The following is an 18,086-nucleotide window of genomic DNA, read 5'->3' as shown; positions in this document are numbered from 1 at the left end:
ATAACCTAATCCTTTTTGTCAAACAGTGATAACCATTTGCCATAGCCTTCTTTTTCCATTTGATCATAGGGAATAAAGCGTAAAGCTGCTGAGTTGATACAATAACGTAAACCTCCAGCTTCTTTAGGTCCATCGTTAAAGACATGGCCCAAATGTGAACCAGCTTCACGACTTTTAACCTCAACGCGACGCATTCCATAAGAAGAGTCATCATGATTAGTTACCATACGATTTTCAACTGGCTTTGAAAAGGCTGGCCAACCACACCCAGAATTAAATTTTTCTAAAGAAGAAAAAAGAACCTCTCCGCTGACAATATCTACATAGATCCCTTTTTCAAAAAAGTCATCGTATTGACCAGTAAATGCACGCTCAGTTGCAGCATGTTGAGTGACTTCATAGGCTAAGTCCCCAATGCGTTTTTTTAATTCTTCTTAACTTTCCATAATTGCCTCCTTAAAATTCTGATAGTACACTTATTCTATCAAAAAATCAGCCATCTTTTGAGCTAGAAGTTTAGGTTTTTCCAAATAAAGAAGATGACTTGTCCCTTCAATAATCTGAAGTGACTGTGTCTCTTGAATACTTTTGATACTCTGTGAAAAAAGTTTGCTAATGTCTTGTGATATGAGCATTAAAGTATCACATGTCAAATCAGTGGACTCAAAAAGACCTAGAGCTTGGCGACGCAAAGACAAAAGCCAAAGAACCTGTTCGTGATGTAAGTTTAGATAAAAGCCCTTACCATCTTCATTTCTAAAAGATGTCACAATAGCTTTCTCTTTATCTGACCAATCTAAGTCAAGATTTTGGAATTCCGTGCTTAAGAATTGATCAAGGTTGGGGTAATATTTTGAAGCCATATAAGTCTTCGCTTCCTTTAGCTCCTTTTCTTTGGGAGGTAAGTCCTCTTCCTTTAAAAAACCACCATCTAATAACACTAATTTTTTGATTTGACCGCATACTGAAGCCAAATAAAGAGCCAAATCTGCTCCTAAGGAAAAGCCAGCTAAGTAAATACAATCGTCACTGATTTTTTTCTTGAAACCAATCTTTAAATGCTTCTAAATCCCTTATATCATGGCTCTCTTCATTAGGATGTCCTGGCAAAGGCAAATAAGCCAGTTCTATCTGTTGAGCTGCTAAATCCTTCCTTAACTCAGAAACGTAATAAGCATTACTACCCAAACCATCTAAAAAATAACACTGTATCACCTGCTTCTCCTTTCCAAAATAAGAGAAAAGCCAAACCTAATTGGTCTGGCTTTAAGGTTTTAGGATTTCTTATTTTCTTCATCCATAGATAAAACACTTAAGAAAGCTTCTTGTGGTACTTCTACTGATCCAATGGATTTCATCCGTTTTTTACCAGCTTTTTGTTTTTCAAGCAATTTACGTTTACGTGAAACGTCTCCTCCATAACATTTAGCCAAAACGTTTTTACGAAGGGCCTTAATATCTGAACGAGCCACAATTTTTTGACCAATCGCAGCCTGAATCGGCACTTCAAATTGCTGACGAGGAATAATCTTCTTAAGCTTATCTACGATAATTTTACCACGTTCATAGGCAAATTCTTTATGGACGATAAAGCTTAGTGCATCAACCTTATCACCATTTAATAGGATATCCATTTTCACCAATTGAGACTTACGGTACTCTGAAATTTCGTAGTCGAAGCTAGCATAACCACGCGTAGAAGATTTCAACTTATCAAAGAAATCAAAAACAATTTCAGCTAGTGGAATCTGGTAAATCACATTAACACGATTATCATCAATGTAATCCATGGTGACAAAATCACCACGCTTACGCTGGGACAGTTCCATAACAGCTCCTACAAATTCTTGAGGGACCATAATTTGAGCTTTGACGTAAGGCTCCTCAATAGTATCCACTCTAGTAGGATCAGGGAACTCTGACGGATTTGATACTTCTATCATCTGACCATCTGTTGTATGGACGTGATAAACTACCGACGGTGCCGTCATAATCAAATCAATATTAAACTCACGCTCCAAACGCTCTTGGATAACATCCATATGGAGTAGGCCTAAAAAACCACAACGAAAACCAAAACCAAGGGCTTGAGAGGTCTCAGGTTCAAACTGAAGACTGGCATCATTCAACTGTAATTTCTCAAGTGCTTCACGCAAATCGTTATATTTATTTGACTCAATCGGATAAAGACCTGCAAAGACCATTGGGTTCATTTGCTTGTAACCGTCTAAAGCTTCTGTTGCAGGATTTGTGGCTAAAGTAATGGTATCACCAACACGTGTATCTGCGACGGTCTTGATAGAAGCCGCAATGTATCCAACATCTCCTGTTGCTAAAAAGTCACGGCCAACAGCTTTGGGAGTGAAAATCCCTACTTCTGTAACATCAAAGGTCTTGCCATTTGACATCATCTGAATCGTATCACCGGGTTTAACAATCCCATTGACCACACGAACTTGCAAAATAACACCACGGTAGGCATCGTAGACTGAGTCAAAAATCAAGGCTTGCAGAGGCTGATCAACATCTCCAGACGGTGCTGGTACTTTCTCAACAATTTGCTCAAGGATTTCTTCAATACCAATCCCTGCTTTGGCAGAAGCTAAAACAGCTTCAGAAGCATCTAATCCAATAACATCTTCTACTTCTTGACGCACACGCTCAGGATCCGCTGCTGGCAAATCAATTTTATTAATAACAGGTAAGATCTCCAAATCATTATCTAATGCCAAATAAACATTAGCTAGAGTTTGTGCTTCAATCCCTTGCGCGGCATCTACAACTAAAATCGCACCTTCACAGGCTGCTAAAGAGCGAGATACTTCATAAGTGAAATCCACGTGTCCTGGGGTATCAATCAAATGCAGAATATAAGTCTCACCATCTTTAGCCGTATAATTAAGCTCGATAGCATTTAACTTAATGGTAATACCACGCTCACGCTCTAGGTCCATGGAATCAAGCATTTGGGCTTGCATTTCACGACTAGAAACGGTCTCTGTTTTTTCCAAAATACGGTCTGCCAAGGTAGACTTACCGTGATCAATATGGGCAATAATAGAGAAATTACGAATTTTCTCTTGACGATTTCTTAATTCTTGACTGTTCATTACTTATTCCTATACATTTTAGTCTTTAAGCTTAATTATACCAAAAAAGACAGGACTTTGCCTATCTTTTCTTATCTTTCCAAAACTAATTTCTCTTGCTTTCATTAGTCATAGAAAGCCTTTATTGGCCAAACCATAGGGCAATTTCTCTTCTAGCTGAGTCCCTCGAATCTGAACCGTGAACAACATTTAAAATGCCTCCATCGTCTCCGGGAGCCTGAGCAAAATCACCTCGTATAGTACCTGGTAAAGCATCCTTGGGATTAGTCACTCCCATCATCCTACGCCAAGAAGAGACCACACAATTGCCAGAAAGAACTCCGATAAGCACTGGTCCACTAGTCATGTAACTTTCCAATTCTGGATAAAAAGGTTTATCCACTAGAGCCTCATAATGCTTTGCTAGTAGCTCCGGACTAGCCTGCCGTAATTCTAACTTATCAAAAACAAAACCACGACGCTCAATACGACGAAGAACCTCGCCTACCAAACCACGCTTAACCCCATCAGGTTTAATCATAAAAAAGGTCTGTTCCATAAGATACCTCACTGCTTTTCTTTTATTATAACACGAATAAAAGATTCATTAGCTGATCTTGATTAGAAAGATTTTTGTGGTCTTTTTATACCATTGGTAACAATAATCCCACACATGAAAACTTCGTAAATGATGAAAAAAGCAATGAAACAATACATAAAGAAGGTTTCTGGCAATATCCAAATAACAGGATCTCTTAAAGGATCAAAAGTCCAATTCGTCTTGCCTGCAAAAAGAATGTGATGAAAGAGAATAAAAAACTGGTCGAATCCAATAAAAAGAGCCATAAAAGCGATGAGTATTGGCAAAAGAGCTGCTTTCAAAAAAAAGCTTCTCAGGGTAAAAGAGTCTGCTTGTCCCCTTTGTCTCCTAAGAAAACGAACTGAAGGCACACTTAAACTTAAAAAGACCAATTGGCAAAAACGAAAGAGCCATTTGACATCTTTGAAGTGACTAAGTCCTTCAAATGACGATGAGAAGCTAGCCAAATGTAACTTTGAAACAGAAGGATTCGTTAAATAAACCATTAAGGTATTAAAATTAAACCATATTGATTTTGGTGTCATCAAAACCACTTGATCAATCTTAAGATGGTCTATCACTAAAGGATAGGCTAGCCAAGCTAAATAAATAGTTGCTAGAACAGCTCCCGATAGGAGCCATAACCAAGTCATGAAAAGAAGAACTTTTTCTTTCATCATAACGCCCACTCATCAAGGCTTGCTAAAACATGACCCGGCTGCATTGGTAAGTTGGGAACTTCTTCTGGACTGGTAAATCCAGTGGTTACCAAGATTGTAGCAATATCATTTTGAATGCCTGCCATAATATCTGTTAGGTAATTATCTCCTACCATAGCTGTTTGCGAACGCTCCACTCCTAAGACTTCCAAAGCTTTGTTCATAATAATAGCGTTTGGTTTCCCAATAAAGACCGGTTTGACACGAGTAGCTGCTTCTAGCAGGGCATTTAAAGAACCTGCCCCAGGCATTAAGCCACGTTCAGTAGGAATATTTAAATCGGGATTAGTGCCAATAAAAAGAGCTCCCTTTTGAATAGCTAGAGTGGCAATAGCTAGCATCTCATAGGTTACCTGACTATCTAAGCCAACTACCACGTAAGCTGGATTTTGCTTATCTTCTACATATCCTGCTTCTGCTATTGCTGTCTTTAGTCCCAATTCACCGATAACGTAGATGCTCTTGCCACGGTTCATGTCATTCATATAATCAACCGTTGCCATTGTAGCTGTATAAATACTTTCAAGAGAAGTCTGAACATTAAACTGGCTAGCAAGCATGTCTTGGATCATTTCAGGCGTTCTTGTGGTATTATTAGTCACCAACAAATAAGGGATATGTTGTTTCTGTAATCGTTCAATAAAGCGCTCACCGGCTGGGATACGGTTTTTCCCTTGGTAAATAGTTCCATCTAAATCAATTAAATAACCTTTATAGGGCAATGGTTAATCTCACTTTCTTTTTCTATTTTTTGCCATTTAATCATGGCTTGGGCATGGTATTGACCCTCAGACAATATGTCATGATATGAGGTCATGCCATCTAGGTGATAGGCTGAGCTAATTTGACCTCCAGCAGAGACTTCTTTGAGGTATTTCAAGGTTAGATGGATTGGTCTGTGGTTTTGAAGAAAGTCATCACCTAGAGCATCATACATCCAATCCAAATACTTACTATTATTGACATGTCCATTCATATCAATATCAAAATAACGTACCTTATAAAGCTGAATAACAGATTTTTCAAGCTTCTTCATTTTTGGAGAGCGAGGCATTTTTTTGATTAATGGTGCCTGATAAGGACTCACTAAGTCATCTGGTATTTGAGCAACTCTTCGAGTGATTGGATTCATGAGGGCAAAATATGCCAAAATATCCATCAAAACGTTTCCTGACTGATCATAGATATGAAATTTACGGTAACAAAATAATCGGTTGTAAGCAATAGCTTGCGTTTCAATACGAATGGTTTCATTAAAATGAGGCAAGCGATTAATACTGATGTCATAATCAGTCACTATCCAACTCAAGACCCAGTGCTTATGAAGATAATCATCGCTACGATTTAAACTAAGAGACTGTCTTCTTGAGACTGAAAGACAATAGGACAAGAAAAGTGGTAACTTGATATCCTCTTTAAGATCGCAAAAATCAAAGTCAACTTTGAAATCCTCACTATAAGTTAAGCCCATAATCATCTCCTATTTTAAAATAAATTTCTCCGCCACTGAGTCACCTAAGAAGAGTCCTCTTTTTGTCATTCTGATAAAGGCATCATCTTTAGCTAGCAATCCTTGATCTTGTAAATCCTTGACGATACTTCCGTATCGTTCTTGGAAAGAAATGTCGAAACGTTCTTGAAATTTTTGAACAGAAACACCCGTTTTTTTACGAAGTCCTAGAAATAGCTCTTCTTCCATCATCTCTTCTGTTGTCAGAAATTCTTCACTGAGTCTTGCATTTCCTTCTGAAACAGTTTTAAGATAATGTTGTATCGGAACTCGGTTACGATAGCGTACGCCATTTAAATAACCAGAAGCACCCGCCCCACATCCAAAATACTCGTCATTATTCCAGTACATGAGATTGTGGCGACTTTCAAACCCTTTTTTAGTGAAATTTGAAATTTCATAGTGTTCAAAGCCATGAGCTTCCATCTCAGCAATAATATAGTCAAACATCTCAGCTTCTAAGTCTTCGGTTGGCAGATTTAATTTACCGCGACGCATTTTATTCATGAAGACCGTGTGGTGCTCTAGAATCAAACTATAGAGACTAAGGTGAGGGATATCCAAGGCAATAGCTTTAGAGACATTTTCTTTGACCTCTTCTAAGGTTTGACCTGGCAAGGCATAAATCAAATCAATTGATATATTGTGGAATCCAGCAGCCTTGAGTTTATGAATAGTATCGTAAATCTGAGCTTCATTATGACTGCGCCCAATTTGCTTTAAGTGCTTGTCATTAAAGGTCTGAACACCCAAGGAAATGCGATTGACAGCTGACTTTTTTAACACCTCAATCTTATCATCACTTAAATCACCAGGATTAGCTTCAATAGTAAACTCTTCTAGCATGTCCAGATTAAGATTTTTTTGAAGGTTAGAAAGAAGGTAATCCAGTTGTTCAGCAGTTATAGAGGTTGGTGTTCCCCCACCAATATAGAGCGTTTTTAAATCCCTAATGTGATAGGAGTCGAATTCTTTAATCAAGGCCTCGAGATAGGCATCGACAGGTTGATTTTTGATAAAGACTTTTGAAAAATCACAGTAATAACAAATTTGAGTACAAAATGGAATATGCACATAGGCTGATGTAGGTTTCTTTGACATGACCTTATTATACCATTTTCCCTTTAAAATACCTTGTCCCTAATTTCAATTTTCTCAGTCCTATTTGGTAGTGATTTCTTTTGTCATTGTAACAATCTCACCGCTAGTTTTACTATCTTGTATCAGAGTAAATCCTAATGCTGTGAGGAGGTCTTTAAATGCTGCCTCTTTTTTCAAAAGCTGGATGACTACTTGTGTTTGGCTGCTTACTTCTTTAAGGAATCTTTCCAATACTTGTCTACATACGTTAGCTTCTTCATTATTAACATTAAAAGATGACAAGGCCAACTCACACTGTAAACTTGAATGATTTTCTTTGAAGTAAAAGAGCGCTATCCTAACACCATTACGTAACATCTGATAAGTGATATCAGAAGCAGTTTCTGAGTAATCAAAGCCATAGCTGTGTATAGGAAAATTTGCTCGTAAAGATGAGGTTTTTATTTCTTTTGCTAAAGGCATGATGTAGTAAGAAGGCTTCTTTTCTAATCTAAGGAAGCTTGAAAAGGCAACACTTTTCTGTACAACATTTATAAAGTGCTTTTTTCTTTAAGCAATTAATCTCCATGTCATGGGTGTCTGGTAGTTGAGACTGCCATGAATGCGATGGTAATTCCACCAGTGCACATAATCTTTCGTTTTAAGGATTAATTCTTCCAGTGACTGAAAGGTTTCTTGATGAATAAATTCAATTTTGAAAGCGCGATAGGTGCTCTCAGCTACCGCATTGTCATAGGGACAGCCTGCTTGGCTTAGAGAACGATTGATTCCAAAAGCTTCCAACATGTCATCAATCAGCTGATTATCAAACTCCTTCCCACGATCAGAATGGAAGATCTTGACCTTGGTCAGAGCGTAAGGGATGCTCTGAATCGCTTGTTTAACCAATTCGGCGGTCTTATGCCAACCAACTGACAAACCGATGATTTCACGATTGAAGAGATCAATAATCAAGCAAACATAAGCCCAGCTATTACCGACACGAACGTAGGTTAAGTCTGTTACTAAAGCATTTAGAGGCTTTTCTTGATGAAATTGTCTGGCTAAGTGATTAGGAATAGCTGCCACATTCTCCCTTTTGAATGTGGCTTGAAGGCTGCTTTCTGATAAACGGATACTAAGTTGAGTTTGTGCATGATGCGACGAATCCGACGACGAGACAGCTGGATGCCTTCATTTTCCAAACATTTCTTGATTTTCCTAGCCCCGTATCTGGCCTTACTTTCGAGAAAAATAGCTTTGATATTTTCTTCAAGTTCCGCTTCAGAGACTGGTTTAACAGCCTTGTAGTAATAGCTAGAACGAGGAATGTTCAACCAACGACACATGGCTGAAATGCTATATTTGTCTTTATTAGCAGTGATTACTTCTCTTTTCGTGCCATAATCACCGCCGCTTGCTTTAGGATATCTAACTGCATTTCGAGTTCTTTATTACGCTTTCGGAGTTCAATCAGTTCACGCTGCTCATCTGTAAGATTATCAATAGTTTTAAAGGAACCAGTTGTTTTAGCCTGACGTACCCACTTATCGAAGGTTGATGGGGTTAACTCATATTCTTTGATAAGCTCACTTCGTTTCATCCCTGCATTGTGAAGGTCAACGATTTGTTGCTTAAAGTCATCGGTGAAGTGGCGACGTATTTTTCTAGACATAATATTCTCCTATTTTCTTTAGTGTAGAACACTTTATAAATTCTGTCTAGTTTAGTGTAACCTATTCAGCTTTTGCCCAAGTGCTTAAGCCGTCTAGCTTGAGTTTCTATTTTATCAGTTTGAAAAACATAATCGGCATAGCCTTTTTGGAAGTCCTCAATCATGTTTTGATAAAAACGACCTGCCTCAGGACCCAACTCTTTTGCCACCTTTTGGATGCTATCTTTTTTGTCCATGATTTTTTCCCATTTCTTTTAAAGCCTTAAACGAGTTAAAAGTGCCGTTTGCACGACACTTTTTTAAATTAATCAATTCCTATTTCAGCACGAACGACATCAGCGATAGTATCGACATAATAATCGACTGCTTCATCCGTTGGTGCTTCAGCCATCACCCGTAACAATGGTTCTGTTCCGCTTGGACGAACTAAGATACGACCATTTCCGTCCATCTCTGCTTCCATTTTAGCAATAACTTCTGCAATAGCTGGGACTTCAGTTGCCTTGTCCTTCATACTATTTTCCACACGAATATTAACTAATTTTTGGGGATAAATGGTTACTTGAGCCGCTAGCTCTGACAGTTTTTTTCCAGTTTCTTTCATGACTTTTGTCAACTGAATAGCTGTTAGTTGTCCATCACCCGTTGTGTTATAATCCATGATAATAACATGGCCAGATTGCTCACCACCCAGATTATAACCTGAGCGACGCATTTCTTCGACTACGTAACGGTCACCAACTGCAGTAATCTCTTTATTGATGCCAGATGCATCTAGTGCTTTATGAAAACCTAAGTTTGACATAACAGTTGTAACAATGGTGTTTTTTACCAAGAGTCCCTTTTCAGAAAGGTACTTCCCAAGAATAAACATGATTCGATCACCATCAACAATGTCACCATTCTCATCAACCGCAATTAATCGGTCACTATCACCATCAAAGGCAAGTCCGATATCAGAACCAGACTCTTTAACCAATTCTTGCAATTGTTCTGGATGGGTTGATCCGACACCGTCATTGATATTTAAACCATTTGGCTTTTCTCCGATAACTGAGATATCAGCATTTAAATCCAAAAAGATGTCTCGAGCAGATACAGAAGCTGCTCCATTTGCTGTATCAAGAGCAACCTTCATTCCTTCTAAATCAATTCCAGTTGCGACTAAGAATTTTTCGTATTTACGAAGTCCTTCTGGGTAATCAACCAAAGTCCCTAAGCCTTCTGCACTAGGACGCGGCAGGTTATCTTCTTGAGCATCTAAGAGAGCTTCAATCTCCAGTTCTTGTTCATCTGCCAATTTAAAGCCGTCATTACCAAAGAATTTGATGCCATTATCTAAGGCTGGATTGTGACTAGCAGAAATCATTACTCCAGCGCTTGCTTTTTCAGTTCGTACCAAATATGAAACACCTGGAGTGGCAAGAACATCTAATTTATAAACTTCAATACCAACAGACAATAAACCAGCAATAAGAGCTGATTCTAATAACTCTCCTGAGATACGCGTATCACGCGCAACAAAAACCTTTGGTCTTTCTGTTTCATGTTGGCTCAAAACGTAGCCACCAAATCGGCCTAGTTTAAATGCCAACTCTGGCGTCAGCTCAACGTTTGCTTCACCCCGAACGCCGTCTGTTCCAAAATATTTTCCCATAATTTATATAAGCCCTTAGGCTTCCTCCATTCAATTTTCCTAGTTATTATCCATTATTTTTTTGTGGTTGTCAACTGAACAGTCACTACCGAAGGTTCTATTGATACCTGACTTGAGGAGAGACTAACTGTTTTACTAGTGTTCTTAGTGACATCCGAAATATTAACTTCTGCAACAATTTCATCTATACTATCAAGAACTTCCCGACTTCCTGAAATAATAGCCGTTTGCTTAGACAATTTATATTGGATATCTGATAGACTATCATCCATGACCCCAACAGCTTCGACACGTATTGGGAAGGATTTGGTAATTTTCTTGACCGTAACTGCCAAATTAGCCTTAGCAGGGTCAATTGCACTTGCCAAGATGGTACCATCTGCTGAAACAGCTTGCAAAGTCACCCGACTACTGTAATTGGCAGACAAAACTTCATCATCAGGCAATTTAGCAACAACATGATCTATTAACGCAATAGTGGACTCATCACTGGTTACTTCAGCTTTATCAATTCCCGTTTCAATTTTATTGATGTCATAACCATTTGCAATCTGCTTATTGTCAACTCTACCTCTCACCGGAAATTCTTTAGTCACTTTCTTACCAATAGTCACAGATACCTTGTCAGGGGAAATAGTGGCCGTTACTCCAGAAGGTAAATTTTCAACCTTTAGATTAACCATAGCTGTTCCAGGCTTGCTTTTGGTCAAATCAGCAACAATTTTAAAGCTACGCGTATCACTATTAACTTCAGAATCCAACTTAATTCGATTGGTTGAGGTTAAATAGACTCCTGCTCCATAGGAATAGCCACTAATAAAATACTTATGACTATCATATTTCATTTCAATTGGAACATCTTTTAAACTATGAGTATACGTTTCAATCGGACTATAAATTTGAGAGCCTGAATTTTTATGGTTACTTGAAGCTGCTGTCAAAAACAAAAGGATAGCAAAGAAAACAGAGACTAAGCCTAGCCATAGACGGCTATTTAAAAAACGTTTCATTTAGCTTTTCCTCCTAACAATTTTTGATACCAAGTTAATGAGCTATTGATATCAGTGACTAGATGTGTTCGTAAAACAGTCTCAAATTCTTCCATTGATAAATCATGTAAAAACTGACCTTTGCGAGCAACAGAAATAGCTCCTGTTTCTTCAGAAACAATTATGGTCAAAGCATCTGAGTGCTCTGAAAGTCCAATGGCAGCACGATGTCGTGTCCCGAATTCTTTTGAAATATTCATTGATTCTGATAGAGGTAAGTAAGCACTAGCAGCCACAATCTTCTTTTGAGATATAACGACGGCCCCATCATGCAATGGAGTGTTTGGGATAAAAATATTAATTAGTAATTGATTGGAAATCTCCGCATTTAAAGGAATTCCTGTCGCAATATATTCTTGAAGGGTTTGGGTCTGCTCTATGGCAATCAAAGCCCCAATTTTACGCGGACTCATATAGGCTACGGATTTAATTAAGGCTTCTACAAGTATTTCCTCACTGCTAAGTGTTTGTTTCTGAAGAAAGACCTGAGTAGAGCGTCCAAACTTTTCTAACCCGGCACGAATTTCTGGAGCAAAGATAACCACACCAGCAATGACTCCATAGGTAATGACCTGATTCATTAAATAGGTGATGGTCGTAAAGCCAATCCATTCAGCCACAAAACGAATAATAATAAAGAAAATAACTCCTTGAACCAAAGACATAATCTTAGTTCCAGCCAGAGCTCTGATAAAGCGATAGATTAAGTAAGCCACAATGAGAATGTCAAAGAGATGAACTGCTAGCAACCAGGGATCGTCAAAGAGGCTTAGTAAAAATTCTGCGTCTATATTTGATAAATTACTCATACAACTCTCATTTCTATGTAAAATAGATACCAATATCATTATATCATGTTTAGTGATGTTTTTCTCTATCTAAAATTTAGTAACTTGTGATAAAATAAAAACATGAAACTGAAGACACTATTAGGCGTAACCGCCGGAAAAACAGCTCAAGCTCTTCTTAATAAAATGGGACGAGGATCTACCTATCCGGGTCGACTTGCCCTCTCATTTGATCAAGACATTCTTGATAGCTTAGCTAAAGATTATGAAATTGTTGTTATTACTGGAACCAACGGTAAAACCCTAACTACTGCTCTAACGGTTGGTATCTTAAAAGAAGCCTATGGGCAAGTCTTAACAAATCCAAGTGGAGCCAATATGATTACTGGTATTGCCTCTACTTTTTTAACGGCTAAAAAAGCTCCTTCTGGTAAAAAAATTGCTGTTTTAGAGATTGATGAAGCTAGTTTGCCAAAAGTCACCAAATACCTGAAACCAAGTCTCTTTGTTTATACTAATATTTTCCGAGACCAAATGGATCGTTATGGTGAAATATATACCACTTATCAAATGATTGTTGACGGAGCAAGCCAAGTACCTGAGGCTACCATTTTAGCTAATGGAGATAGTCCTATTTTTTCTTCTAAAGAATTGGTCAATCCTATTAAATATTATGGCTTTGATACGTCTAAGCATGACCCAAAACTCGCTCACTACAATACAGAAGGCATTTTATGTCCAAAATGCGAGTATATCCTAAACTACCGATTGAACACCTATGCTAACTTAGGAGACTTCACCTGTCCAAATTGTGACTTTCAAAGACCTGACCTTGACTATCGATTAACGCAGTTAAGTCAAATCACTCATCAAAGCTCTTCCTTTGTTATTGATGGTCAAGAATACACCATTAATGTTGGTGGACTTTATAATATCTACAATGCCTTAGCAGCTGTTGCGGTGGCTGAGCATTTTGGTATTTCACCTGAAACCATCAAAGCAGGTTTTAATAAAAGTAAAGCTGTTTTTGGTCGTCAAGAAACCTTCAAAATAGGTCACAAAAGTTGTACTCTCGTTTTAATTAAGAATCCTGTTGGTGCTAGTCAGGCCTTAGAAATGATTCGTCTAGCTAACTTTCCATTCTCCCTCTCAGTATTGCTCAATGCCAATTATGCCGATGGCATTGATACTAGCTGGATTTGGGACGCTGACTTTGAACTCATTAATCAAATGCCTATTACAGAAATAAATGCTGGTGGGGTAAGACATTCTGAAATCGCTAGGCGACTGCGTGTCACAGGATTTGATGACAGTAAGATTGCTCAAGCAGAATCCCTAGAGACAATTTTCGAAAAAATTCAAGCGCAAGAGACTGAGCATGCTTATATTTTAGCAACTTACACTGCTATGCTTGCCTTTCGTGAGCTACTGGCTCAGCACCATTTAGTTGAAAAGGAGATGCATTAATGACTTATACTTCACTAGAATCTCCCAAATCTGAAAAATCACTTTTTCAGATTAACATTGCTCACTTCTATGGTAATTTAATGAACACCTATGGGGACAACGGGAATGTCCTCATGCTCAAATACGTGGCTGAAAAACTTGGGGCTGCTGTTAGGGTTGATATTGTTTCTATAGATGATCCCTTTGATCAACACGAATATGATATTGTCTTCTTTGGAGGTGGTCAAGACTATGAACAGACCATTGTGGCCAAGGATTTACCTTCTAAAAAAGAAGCTATTGCTGATTACATTCAAAAAAACAAAGTGATTTTAGCGATTTGTGGTGGATTTCAACTCTTAGGACAATATTATGTTCAAGCTAACGGTGTCAAAATTGATGGTATTGGTGTCATGGGGCACTATACCCTAAATCAAAATCAGAACCGTTTTATTGGAGATATCAAAATCTATAATCAAGAATTCGATGAAACTTATTTTGGTTTTGAAAACCACCAAGGTCGAACCTTCTTAGCAGAAGATGAAAAACCACTTGGTCAAGTTGTTTATGGAAATGGTAATAATAAAGAAGATGGAACTGAAGGCGTCCACTATAAAAATGTCTATGGTAGCTACTTCCACGGGCCAATTCTATCTCGTAATGTCAATTTAGCTTACCGTCTAGTAACCACTGCACTCAAAAATAAATATGGACAAGACATCATTCTTCCATCTTATCAGGACATTCTTGCTCAAGAAGTTGCAGAAGAATACGCTGATATCAAAAGCAAGGCAGAATTTGATCGTTAAAAGCAACCATCAAAAAAAGCTGAATCTTTAAAGATTCAGCTTTTTAGTTAGTCTTCTTTCAAAAGATAGTTAAGCATTCGCTCAGGATCTTCCATAAATTGTTTGGTTAATTGAAAATGTTCTGTTTGGTCATAAGAACTAAGCCTTATATGATCTTTTGTGAATAAAAAGATCTCGGAATTAGGTAAGGTCATGAGCATTGGTGAATGGGTCGCAATAATAAACTGAGCTCCTTGTTTCGCTAAATCATTTATCAAAACCATCAATGCTAGTAAGCGAGACGGTGACAAAGCCGCTTCAGGCTCATCCAAAAGATAGAAACCTTCTGACTGAAAACGGTACTTAACTAAATTAAGAAATGCTTCACCATGAGATTGTTTGTGAAGAGATTTACCGCCATAGTAAGAAAAAGAATTTGGACTGTTCACTGCTTCTAGATAGGTTGAGACATTATAAAAACTTTCTGCTCTTAAAAAGAAATAATCTTTGGGATAATCGACGCGAAGGGAGATCAAATAATCTCCAAAGCTTGAATGCGTTTCATGACTCTTAAATTGAAAATCTTTTGAACCACCTTCGACATTAATCCCTAACATCAGAGCAATCGCTTCTAAAAGACTGGATTTCCCTGTGCCATTTTCACCAACCAAAAAAGTAATCGGAGCATTCAATTCAAGCTGCCCCTTTTCTTGTAGGAATCTGACAAAGGCTAAGTCTTGAATATAAGTTTCACAGTCAAGCTTATCAGAAAGTCGAAAACCTTTTAAAAACATCACAATCCCCCGCTACTTACTCTTTTGAAATAAGTGCCTAAGCCACAATAGCTTTAGCGACTTCTTCAACAGTCATACGTAAAAAATATTGCGTCGTATCAATGGTTTTTAAGCGTTCAAGAACATGAGCATAATCATATTTAGCACCAACAAGTAAATTTTCAATATCTTGAACATCTTTGATTCCAAAGAAATCACCATAGATTTTAAGGTTTTTAATGATAGAATTGTCCACGTTAGCGAAGGTAGAAACTTTACCAGCCGCATAGCGCACGTTGCGTTCAATGGTATATTCTGGCGCTTTACCATATGTCCAATCCCAGTTACCAAATTGTTGGTCAGCAGATTCTTGAATTTTCGCCAATTCATCCTCAGACAAGACATACTCTGTCATTTCAGGATAAGTTTCTTTCATTTTAGCTAAAATCTTATCTGAAAACTCTTCAACTGTAATTTTTTCAGGGAGTTCATCAAGGATATTAGTCACACGTGCTCGAACAGATTTAACACCCTTAGACTCAATTTTGTCTTTACTTACTTTTAAGGCGTCGCCAAGAACAGTCATATCGACATCAAAAAGCAGGCAACCATGGTGCATCATTCGTCCTTTATAGTAGGCTTGAGCATTACCACAGATTTTCTTGCCATTGATCTCCAAATCATTTCGACCAGTAAAGTCAGCCTTCACCCCTAAATCAGCCAGGGTTTCAATCACTGGTTGTGAAAAGGTCTTAAAGTCAAAAGCCCCTTCTGTTGTTTTGTTTGAAATAATCGTATAGTTAAGGTTATTTAAATCATGGTAAACCGCACCACCACCTGAAAGACGACGTACCACGTGAATACCGTGTTGATCAATATATTCTTTATTGATTTCTTGAATAGTATTTTGATGCTTTCCAATAATAATGGCTGGTTCATTAATCCAAAGAATAAATAGTTCATCCTCGTCCACAAGTTCTCTAAAAGCATAAGCTTCTAAAGCAATATTAAAAGCTGGATGATGACTTTTGTTAACGATGTATTTCATTTCTATCTCCTTTAAGAAAATCATTTCACTTTATCATAACAAATTATGTCATTTCTGGCGATTATTTTATTTAATTTGAAACCTGCATGAGACAGTTAAACCTGTTAAAACACTAAAAAGTTGTCTTCTAAAAAGAAAGGCAACTTTTCAATAAGTCATTACTTATAAGTAATGCTACCGTATGGACTTAAAGTTGAACCACCAATCTCTACATTAATCTCTTTGGCTAATTTGACATCGCGTTCATCCAAAACTTTACGCCACCATTCCCAGGCTAATCCTGTACATTCCCTTGCCATGATACGAATATTTCGTGTATTGGCTCCCAGTGGGATAACCGTATTAAACGGAGAAGTTTTACTGTACCAGTTATCTCCCCAGTATCTTGGAGTAATAATTTCTTTTCCTTTATCATCATAGTTGACTTCATCCCATAGAATTTCGTATTGGGCAACGTAGCCACCACGGTGAGAGAGATTAATTTTCCCACTTGTATATTCAGTTGAGGTAGTTTCTACATATTCACTTCTATTATTGACACCAGCAATTTTATTATTTTTTAAGAAAACACTGGTGTAAGAAATTGGATAAGCAGGATTTTTTCTACCAAAAGCAGCATTGTCTTTAATGACATTTCGAATGACATCAAAGTCCTTAGTCACCACTTTATTATGTTCAGAAGCGTCTCCTCCTAAGAACAACAGCTGTGAATGAACTGTTATCTAAGATGTCAGAATATTTCCCCTTGCTCTTAACATCAGTTCCTTTTAATGCAGCACTGAATGCTGCTTCAACATCATCGCTTTTAGAATTAGTTTCTAACTTAACGAAAACGGTACGACCATAGGCGACATTACTTACAAACAATGGTGGGGCTTCGTTGCTAACCCCTTTTCGTTTCAATTCGTTAAAGGTAACTGATTTGTCAAAAACATCTGATGGATCATTAGGGAGATTAGCTGATACGGTATAAAAAATTTGTTTATATGCCGCAATCATCACTTTTTTCTCACCTTTTGAAATGGAATTAAAGTCAATTCCAAGAGTTCCGTCTAAGATTTTACTATTCACGTTCAAGGCAGCCTCAATTTGAGATTTTGAATAAACCATTGATTCTGTATACTGCGTTCTTGCAGGAAGGGTATTTCCTCCTGAAAAATTATCATGCCATTGGTTGACAAGCTCATCAATAGCAGATGAAACATTAGCATATGTGGGATTTTCTACCTCAATAGTTGCTTCTTCTCCCATACCCGGTAAATCAATATGAATTTTTTGAGGTTGACGCTTGGCCACAATAGTGTCCGGTTTATTTTCTGTAAAGTTTTTATTTGCCAATTGAAGAGCAGCTGGATAGGTTCTATCCGTTACAGAGTCAATAATTGAGATATCTACAGGTGTAGTATTGATATTCTTTTTCTTTCTTTCAATAACAATAAATTTATCTGCCTTTTTGACACCCTCTTTAGGAATAAAGTTTTCAATGGTCTCACCATTTTTAGCAAGAACTTCAATTTCATTATAGTTTAATCCGTAAATGCCCTCACTGAGCTCTTTTGAATGATCAACTTCACTTGATTTTTTCTGATCTTCTTGCTCAACTCCTTCTAAAGGTACTTCTTTTGGAGTAATCTTAATCATCTTATCAGAGTTAAGCATTTTCTCCATTTTGTCATCATCACCAGCTGTATTGATGGTAGTATCATTAATAGTGATGTCACCTGTATTTGTATTTTCAGTATTATTACTTGGGCTAGCTGGCTTGTTTGATTCAGCATTAGCAGTTGCTATACTACAAGCAATAAGAGCAGCTGACAAGAGAGCAGCAATGCGACTATATTTTTTAAATGTATTTTTAGACATATTTTTTATACCTTTTTATTA

Annotated in this window: 18 protein-coding genes and 2 pseudogenes; 2 read left to right on the top strand and 18 right to left on the bottom strand. The window is 37.6% G+C overall.

The genetic code is table 11. The annotated features are described in order from the left end of the window. Positions 1–5: 5 nt before the first annotated feature. The 15 genes and pseudogenes from msrB to cdaA form a co-directional block, all read right to left on the bottom strand. Positions 6–416: a peptide-methionine (R)-S-oxide reductase MsrB gene (gene msrB / locus STRIC_RS05320; protein ID WP_234944203.1), complete on the bottom strand. Its 411-nt coding sequence runs from the start codon at positions 414–416 to the stop codon at positions 6–8. Positions 417–476: 60 nt separating this feature from the next. Then, complete coding sequence (locus tag STRIC_RS05315) at positions 477–974, bottom strand: hypothetical protein (RefSeq protein ID WP_162097585.1); 498 nt, start codon at positions 972–974, stop codon at positions 477–479. A 52-nt stretch (positions 975–1,026) separates the two neighbouring features. Beyond that, complete coding sequence (locus STRIC_RS12130; RefSeq protein ID WP_008089087.1) at positions 1,027–1,215, bottom strand: hypothetical protein; 189 nt, start codon at positions 1,213–1,215, stop codon at positions 1,027–1,029. 59 nt (positions 1,216–1,274) lie between these two features. Continuing rightward, on the bottom strand, positions 1,275–3,110 hold the full coding sequence (lepA, locus tag STRIC_RS05310; RefSeq protein ID WP_008088986.1) for a translation elongation factor 4: 1,836 nt from the start codon (positions 3,108–3,110) through the stop codon (positions 1,275–1,277). A 121-nt stretch (positions 3,111–3,231) separates the two neighbouring features. Then, positions 3,232–3,648, bottom strand: coding sequence for a nucleoside-diphosphate kinase (gene ndk, locus STRIC_RS05305; protein WP_008089279.1), 417 nt, complete (start codon positions 3,646–3,648; stop codon positions 3,232–3,234). Between the two features lie 62 nt (positions 3,649–3,710). Continuing rightward, the gene (locus STRIC_RS05300) at positions 3,711–4,346 is read right to left on the bottom strand and encodes a TIGR01906 family membrane protein (RefSeq protein ID WP_040832192.1); all 636 of its coding nucleotides are present in this window, start codon (positions 4,344–4,346) and stop codon (positions 3,711–3,713) included. Beyond that, positions 4,346–5,110 carry a TIGR01457 family HAD-type hydrolase gene (locus tag STRIC_RS05295; protein ID WP_008088668.1) on the bottom strand — a complete coding sequence of 255 codons (765 nt, stop codon included), beginning with the start codon at positions 5,108–5,110 and terminating at the stop codon, positions 4,346–4,348. The genes STRIC_RS05300 and STRIC_RS05295 overlap by 1 nt, the downstream gene beginning before the upstream one ends. Next, positions 5,089–5,859 (bottom strand): acyl-ACP thioesterase domain-containing protein, encoded by a 771-nt coding sequence (locus tag STRIC_RS05290; RefSeq protein WP_008089475.1) that lies wholly within the window; start codon positions 5,857–5,859, stop codon positions 5,089–5,091. The genes STRIC_RS05295 and STRIC_RS05290 overlap by 22 nt, the downstream gene beginning before the upstream one ends. Positions 5,860–5,868: 9 nt before the next feature. Further along, positions 5,869–6,999, bottom strand: coding sequence for a radical SAM family heme chaperone HemW (gene hemW, locus STRIC_RS05285; protein WP_008089167.1), 1,131 nt, complete (start codon positions 6,997–6,999; stop codon positions 5,869–5,871). Between the two features lie 60 nt (positions 7,000–7,059). Continuing rightward, the gene (locus STRIC_RS05280) at positions 7,060–7,461 is read right to left on the bottom strand and encodes a hypothetical protein (protein ID WP_008089057.1); all 402 of its coding nucleotides are present in this window, start codon (positions 7,459–7,461) and stop codon (positions 7,060–7,062) included. Between the two features lie 87 nt (positions 7,462–7,548). Next, positions 7,549–8,653: pseudogene (locus STRIC_RS05275) on the bottom strand (IS3 family transposase). A gap of 65 nt (positions 8,654–8,718) precedes the next feature. Beyond that, complete coding sequence (locus tag STRIC_RS12125) at positions 8,719–8,889, bottom strand: hypothetical protein (RefSeq protein ID WP_008088920.1); 171 nt, start codon at positions 8,887–8,889, stop codon at positions 8,719–8,721. A 68-nt stretch (positions 8,890–8,957) separates the two neighbouring features. Beyond that, the gene (gene glmM / locus STRIC_RS05265; protein WP_008089571.1) at positions 8,958–10,310 is read right to left on the bottom strand and encodes a phosphoglucosamine mutase; all 1,353 of its coding nucleotides are present in this window, start codon (positions 10,308–10,310) and stop codon (positions 8,958–8,960) included. A 53-nt stretch (positions 10,311–10,363) separates the two neighbouring features. Beyond that, on the bottom strand, positions 10,364–11,320 hold the full coding sequence (locus STRIC_RS05260; RefSeq protein WP_008088767.1) for a CdaR family protein: 957 nt from the start codon (positions 11,318–11,320) through the stop codon (positions 10,364–10,366). Then, the gene (cdaA, locus tag STRIC_RS05255) at positions 11,317–12,168 is read right to left on the bottom strand and encodes a diadenylate cyclase CdaA (RefSeq protein ID WP_008088989.1); all 852 of its coding nucleotides are present in this window, start codon (positions 12,166–12,168) and stop codon (positions 11,317–11,319) included. Before cdaA ends, STRIC_RS05260 begins: the two co-directional genes overlap by 4 nt. A gap of 102 nt (positions 12,169–12,270) precedes the next feature. Here cdaA and murT point away from each other — a divergent pair, with 102 nt between their 5' ends. Further along, complete coding sequence (gene murT / locus STRIC_RS05250) at positions 12,271–13,614, top strand: lipid II isoglutaminyl synthase subunit MurT (protein WP_008089382.1); 1,344 nt, start codon at positions 12,271–12,273, stop codon at positions 13,612–13,614. Then, positions 13,614–14,402 (top strand): lipid II isoglutaminyl synthase subunit GatD, encoded by a 789-nt coding sequence (gene gatD / locus STRIC_RS05245; RefSeq protein WP_008089037.1) that lies wholly within the window; start codon positions 13,614–13,616, stop codon positions 14,400–14,402. The genes murT and gatD overlap by 1 nt, the downstream gene beginning before the upstream one ends. A 47-nt stretch (positions 14,403–14,449) precedes the next feature. On the opposite strand, the gene STRIC_RS05240 is transcribed toward gatD, so the two are convergent. The 3 genes and pseudogenes from STRIC_RS05240 to STRIC_RS05230 form a co-directional block, all read right to left on the bottom strand. Next, complete coding sequence (locus tag STRIC_RS05240) at positions 14,450–15,175, bottom strand: AAA family ATPase (RefSeq protein WP_008089144.1); 726 nt, start codon at positions 15,173–15,175, stop codon at positions 14,450–14,452. A 37-nt stretch (positions 15,176–15,212) separates the two neighbouring features. Next, positions 15,213–16,202, bottom strand: a complete 990-nt coding sequence (locus STRIC_RS05235) for a lipoate--protein ligase (RefSeq protein WP_008088769.1) — start codon at positions 16,200–16,202, stop codon at positions 15,213–15,215. Between the two features lie 158 nt (positions 16,203–16,360). After that, positions 16,361–18,074: pseudogene (locus STRIC_RS05230) on the bottom strand (thiol-activated cytolysin family protein). Positions 18,075–18,086 lie beyond the last annotated feature (12 nt).

This window comes from Streptococcus ictaluri 707-05 (assembly GCF_000188015.2).
GTDB classification, from domain to species: domain Bacteria; phylum Bacillota; class Bacilli; order Lactobacillales; family Streptococcaceae; genus Streptococcus; species Streptococcus ictaluri.
This window is presented reverse-complemented; position numbering and strand designations above follow the sequence as displayed.

Bases quoted from the DNA above. Each gene is read 5' to 3' on its own strand.
- lepA (WP_008088986.1), bottom strand. From the start codon at position 3,110: ATGAACAGTCAAGAATTAAGAAATCGTCAAGAGAAAATTCGTAATTTC.
- STRIC_RS12125 (WP_008088920.1), bottom strand. From the start codon at position 8,889: ATGGACAAAAAAGATAGCATCCAAAAGGTGGCAAAAGAGTTGGGTCCT.
- glmM (WP_008089571.1), bottom strand. From the start codon at position 10,310: ATGGGAAAATATTTTGGAACAGACGGCGTTCGGGGTGAAGCAAACGTT.
- hemW (WP_008089167.1), bottom strand. From the start codon at position 6,999: ATGTCAAAGAAACCTACATCAGCCTATGTGCATATTCCATTTTGTACT.
- STRIC_RS05260 (WP_008088767.1), bottom strand. From the start codon at position 11,320: ATGAAACGTTTTTTAAATAGCCGTCTATGGCTAGGCTTAGTCTCTGTT.
- ndk (WP_008089279.1), bottom strand. From the start codon at position 3,648: ATGGAACAGACCTTTTTTATGATTAAACCTGATGGGGTTAAGCGTGGT.
- STRIC_RS05235 (WP_008088769.1), bottom strand. From the start codon at position 16,202: ATGAAATACATCGTTAACAAAAGTCATCATCCAGCTTTTAATATTGCT.
- STRIC_RS05240 (WP_008089144.1), bottom strand. From the start codon at position 15,175: ATGTTTTTAAAAGGTTTTCGACTTTCTGATAAGCTTGACTGTGAAACT.
- cdaA (WP_008088989.1), bottom strand. From the start codon at position 12,168: ATGAGTAATTTATCAAATATAGACGCAGAATTTTTACTAAGCCTCTTT.
- STRIC_RS05280 (WP_008089057.1), bottom strand. From the start codon at position 7,461: ATGCCTTTAGCAAAAGAAATAAAAACCTCATCTTTACGAGCAAATTTT.
- murT (WP_008089382.1), top strand. From the start codon at position 12,271: ATGAAACTGAAGACACTATTAGGCGTAACCGCCGGAAAAACAGCTCAA.
- gatD (WP_008089037.1), top strand. From the start codon at position 13,614: ATGACTTATACTTCACTAGAATCTCCCAAATCTGAAAAATCACTTTTT.
- STRIC_RS05300 (WP_040832192.1), bottom strand. From the start codon at position 4,346: ATGAAAGAAAAAGTTCTTCTTTTCATGACTTGGTTATGGCTCCTATCG.
- STRIC_RS05290 (WP_008089475.1), bottom strand. From the start codon at position 5,859: ATGGGCTTAACTTATAGTGAGGATTTCAAAGTTGACTTTGATTTTTGC.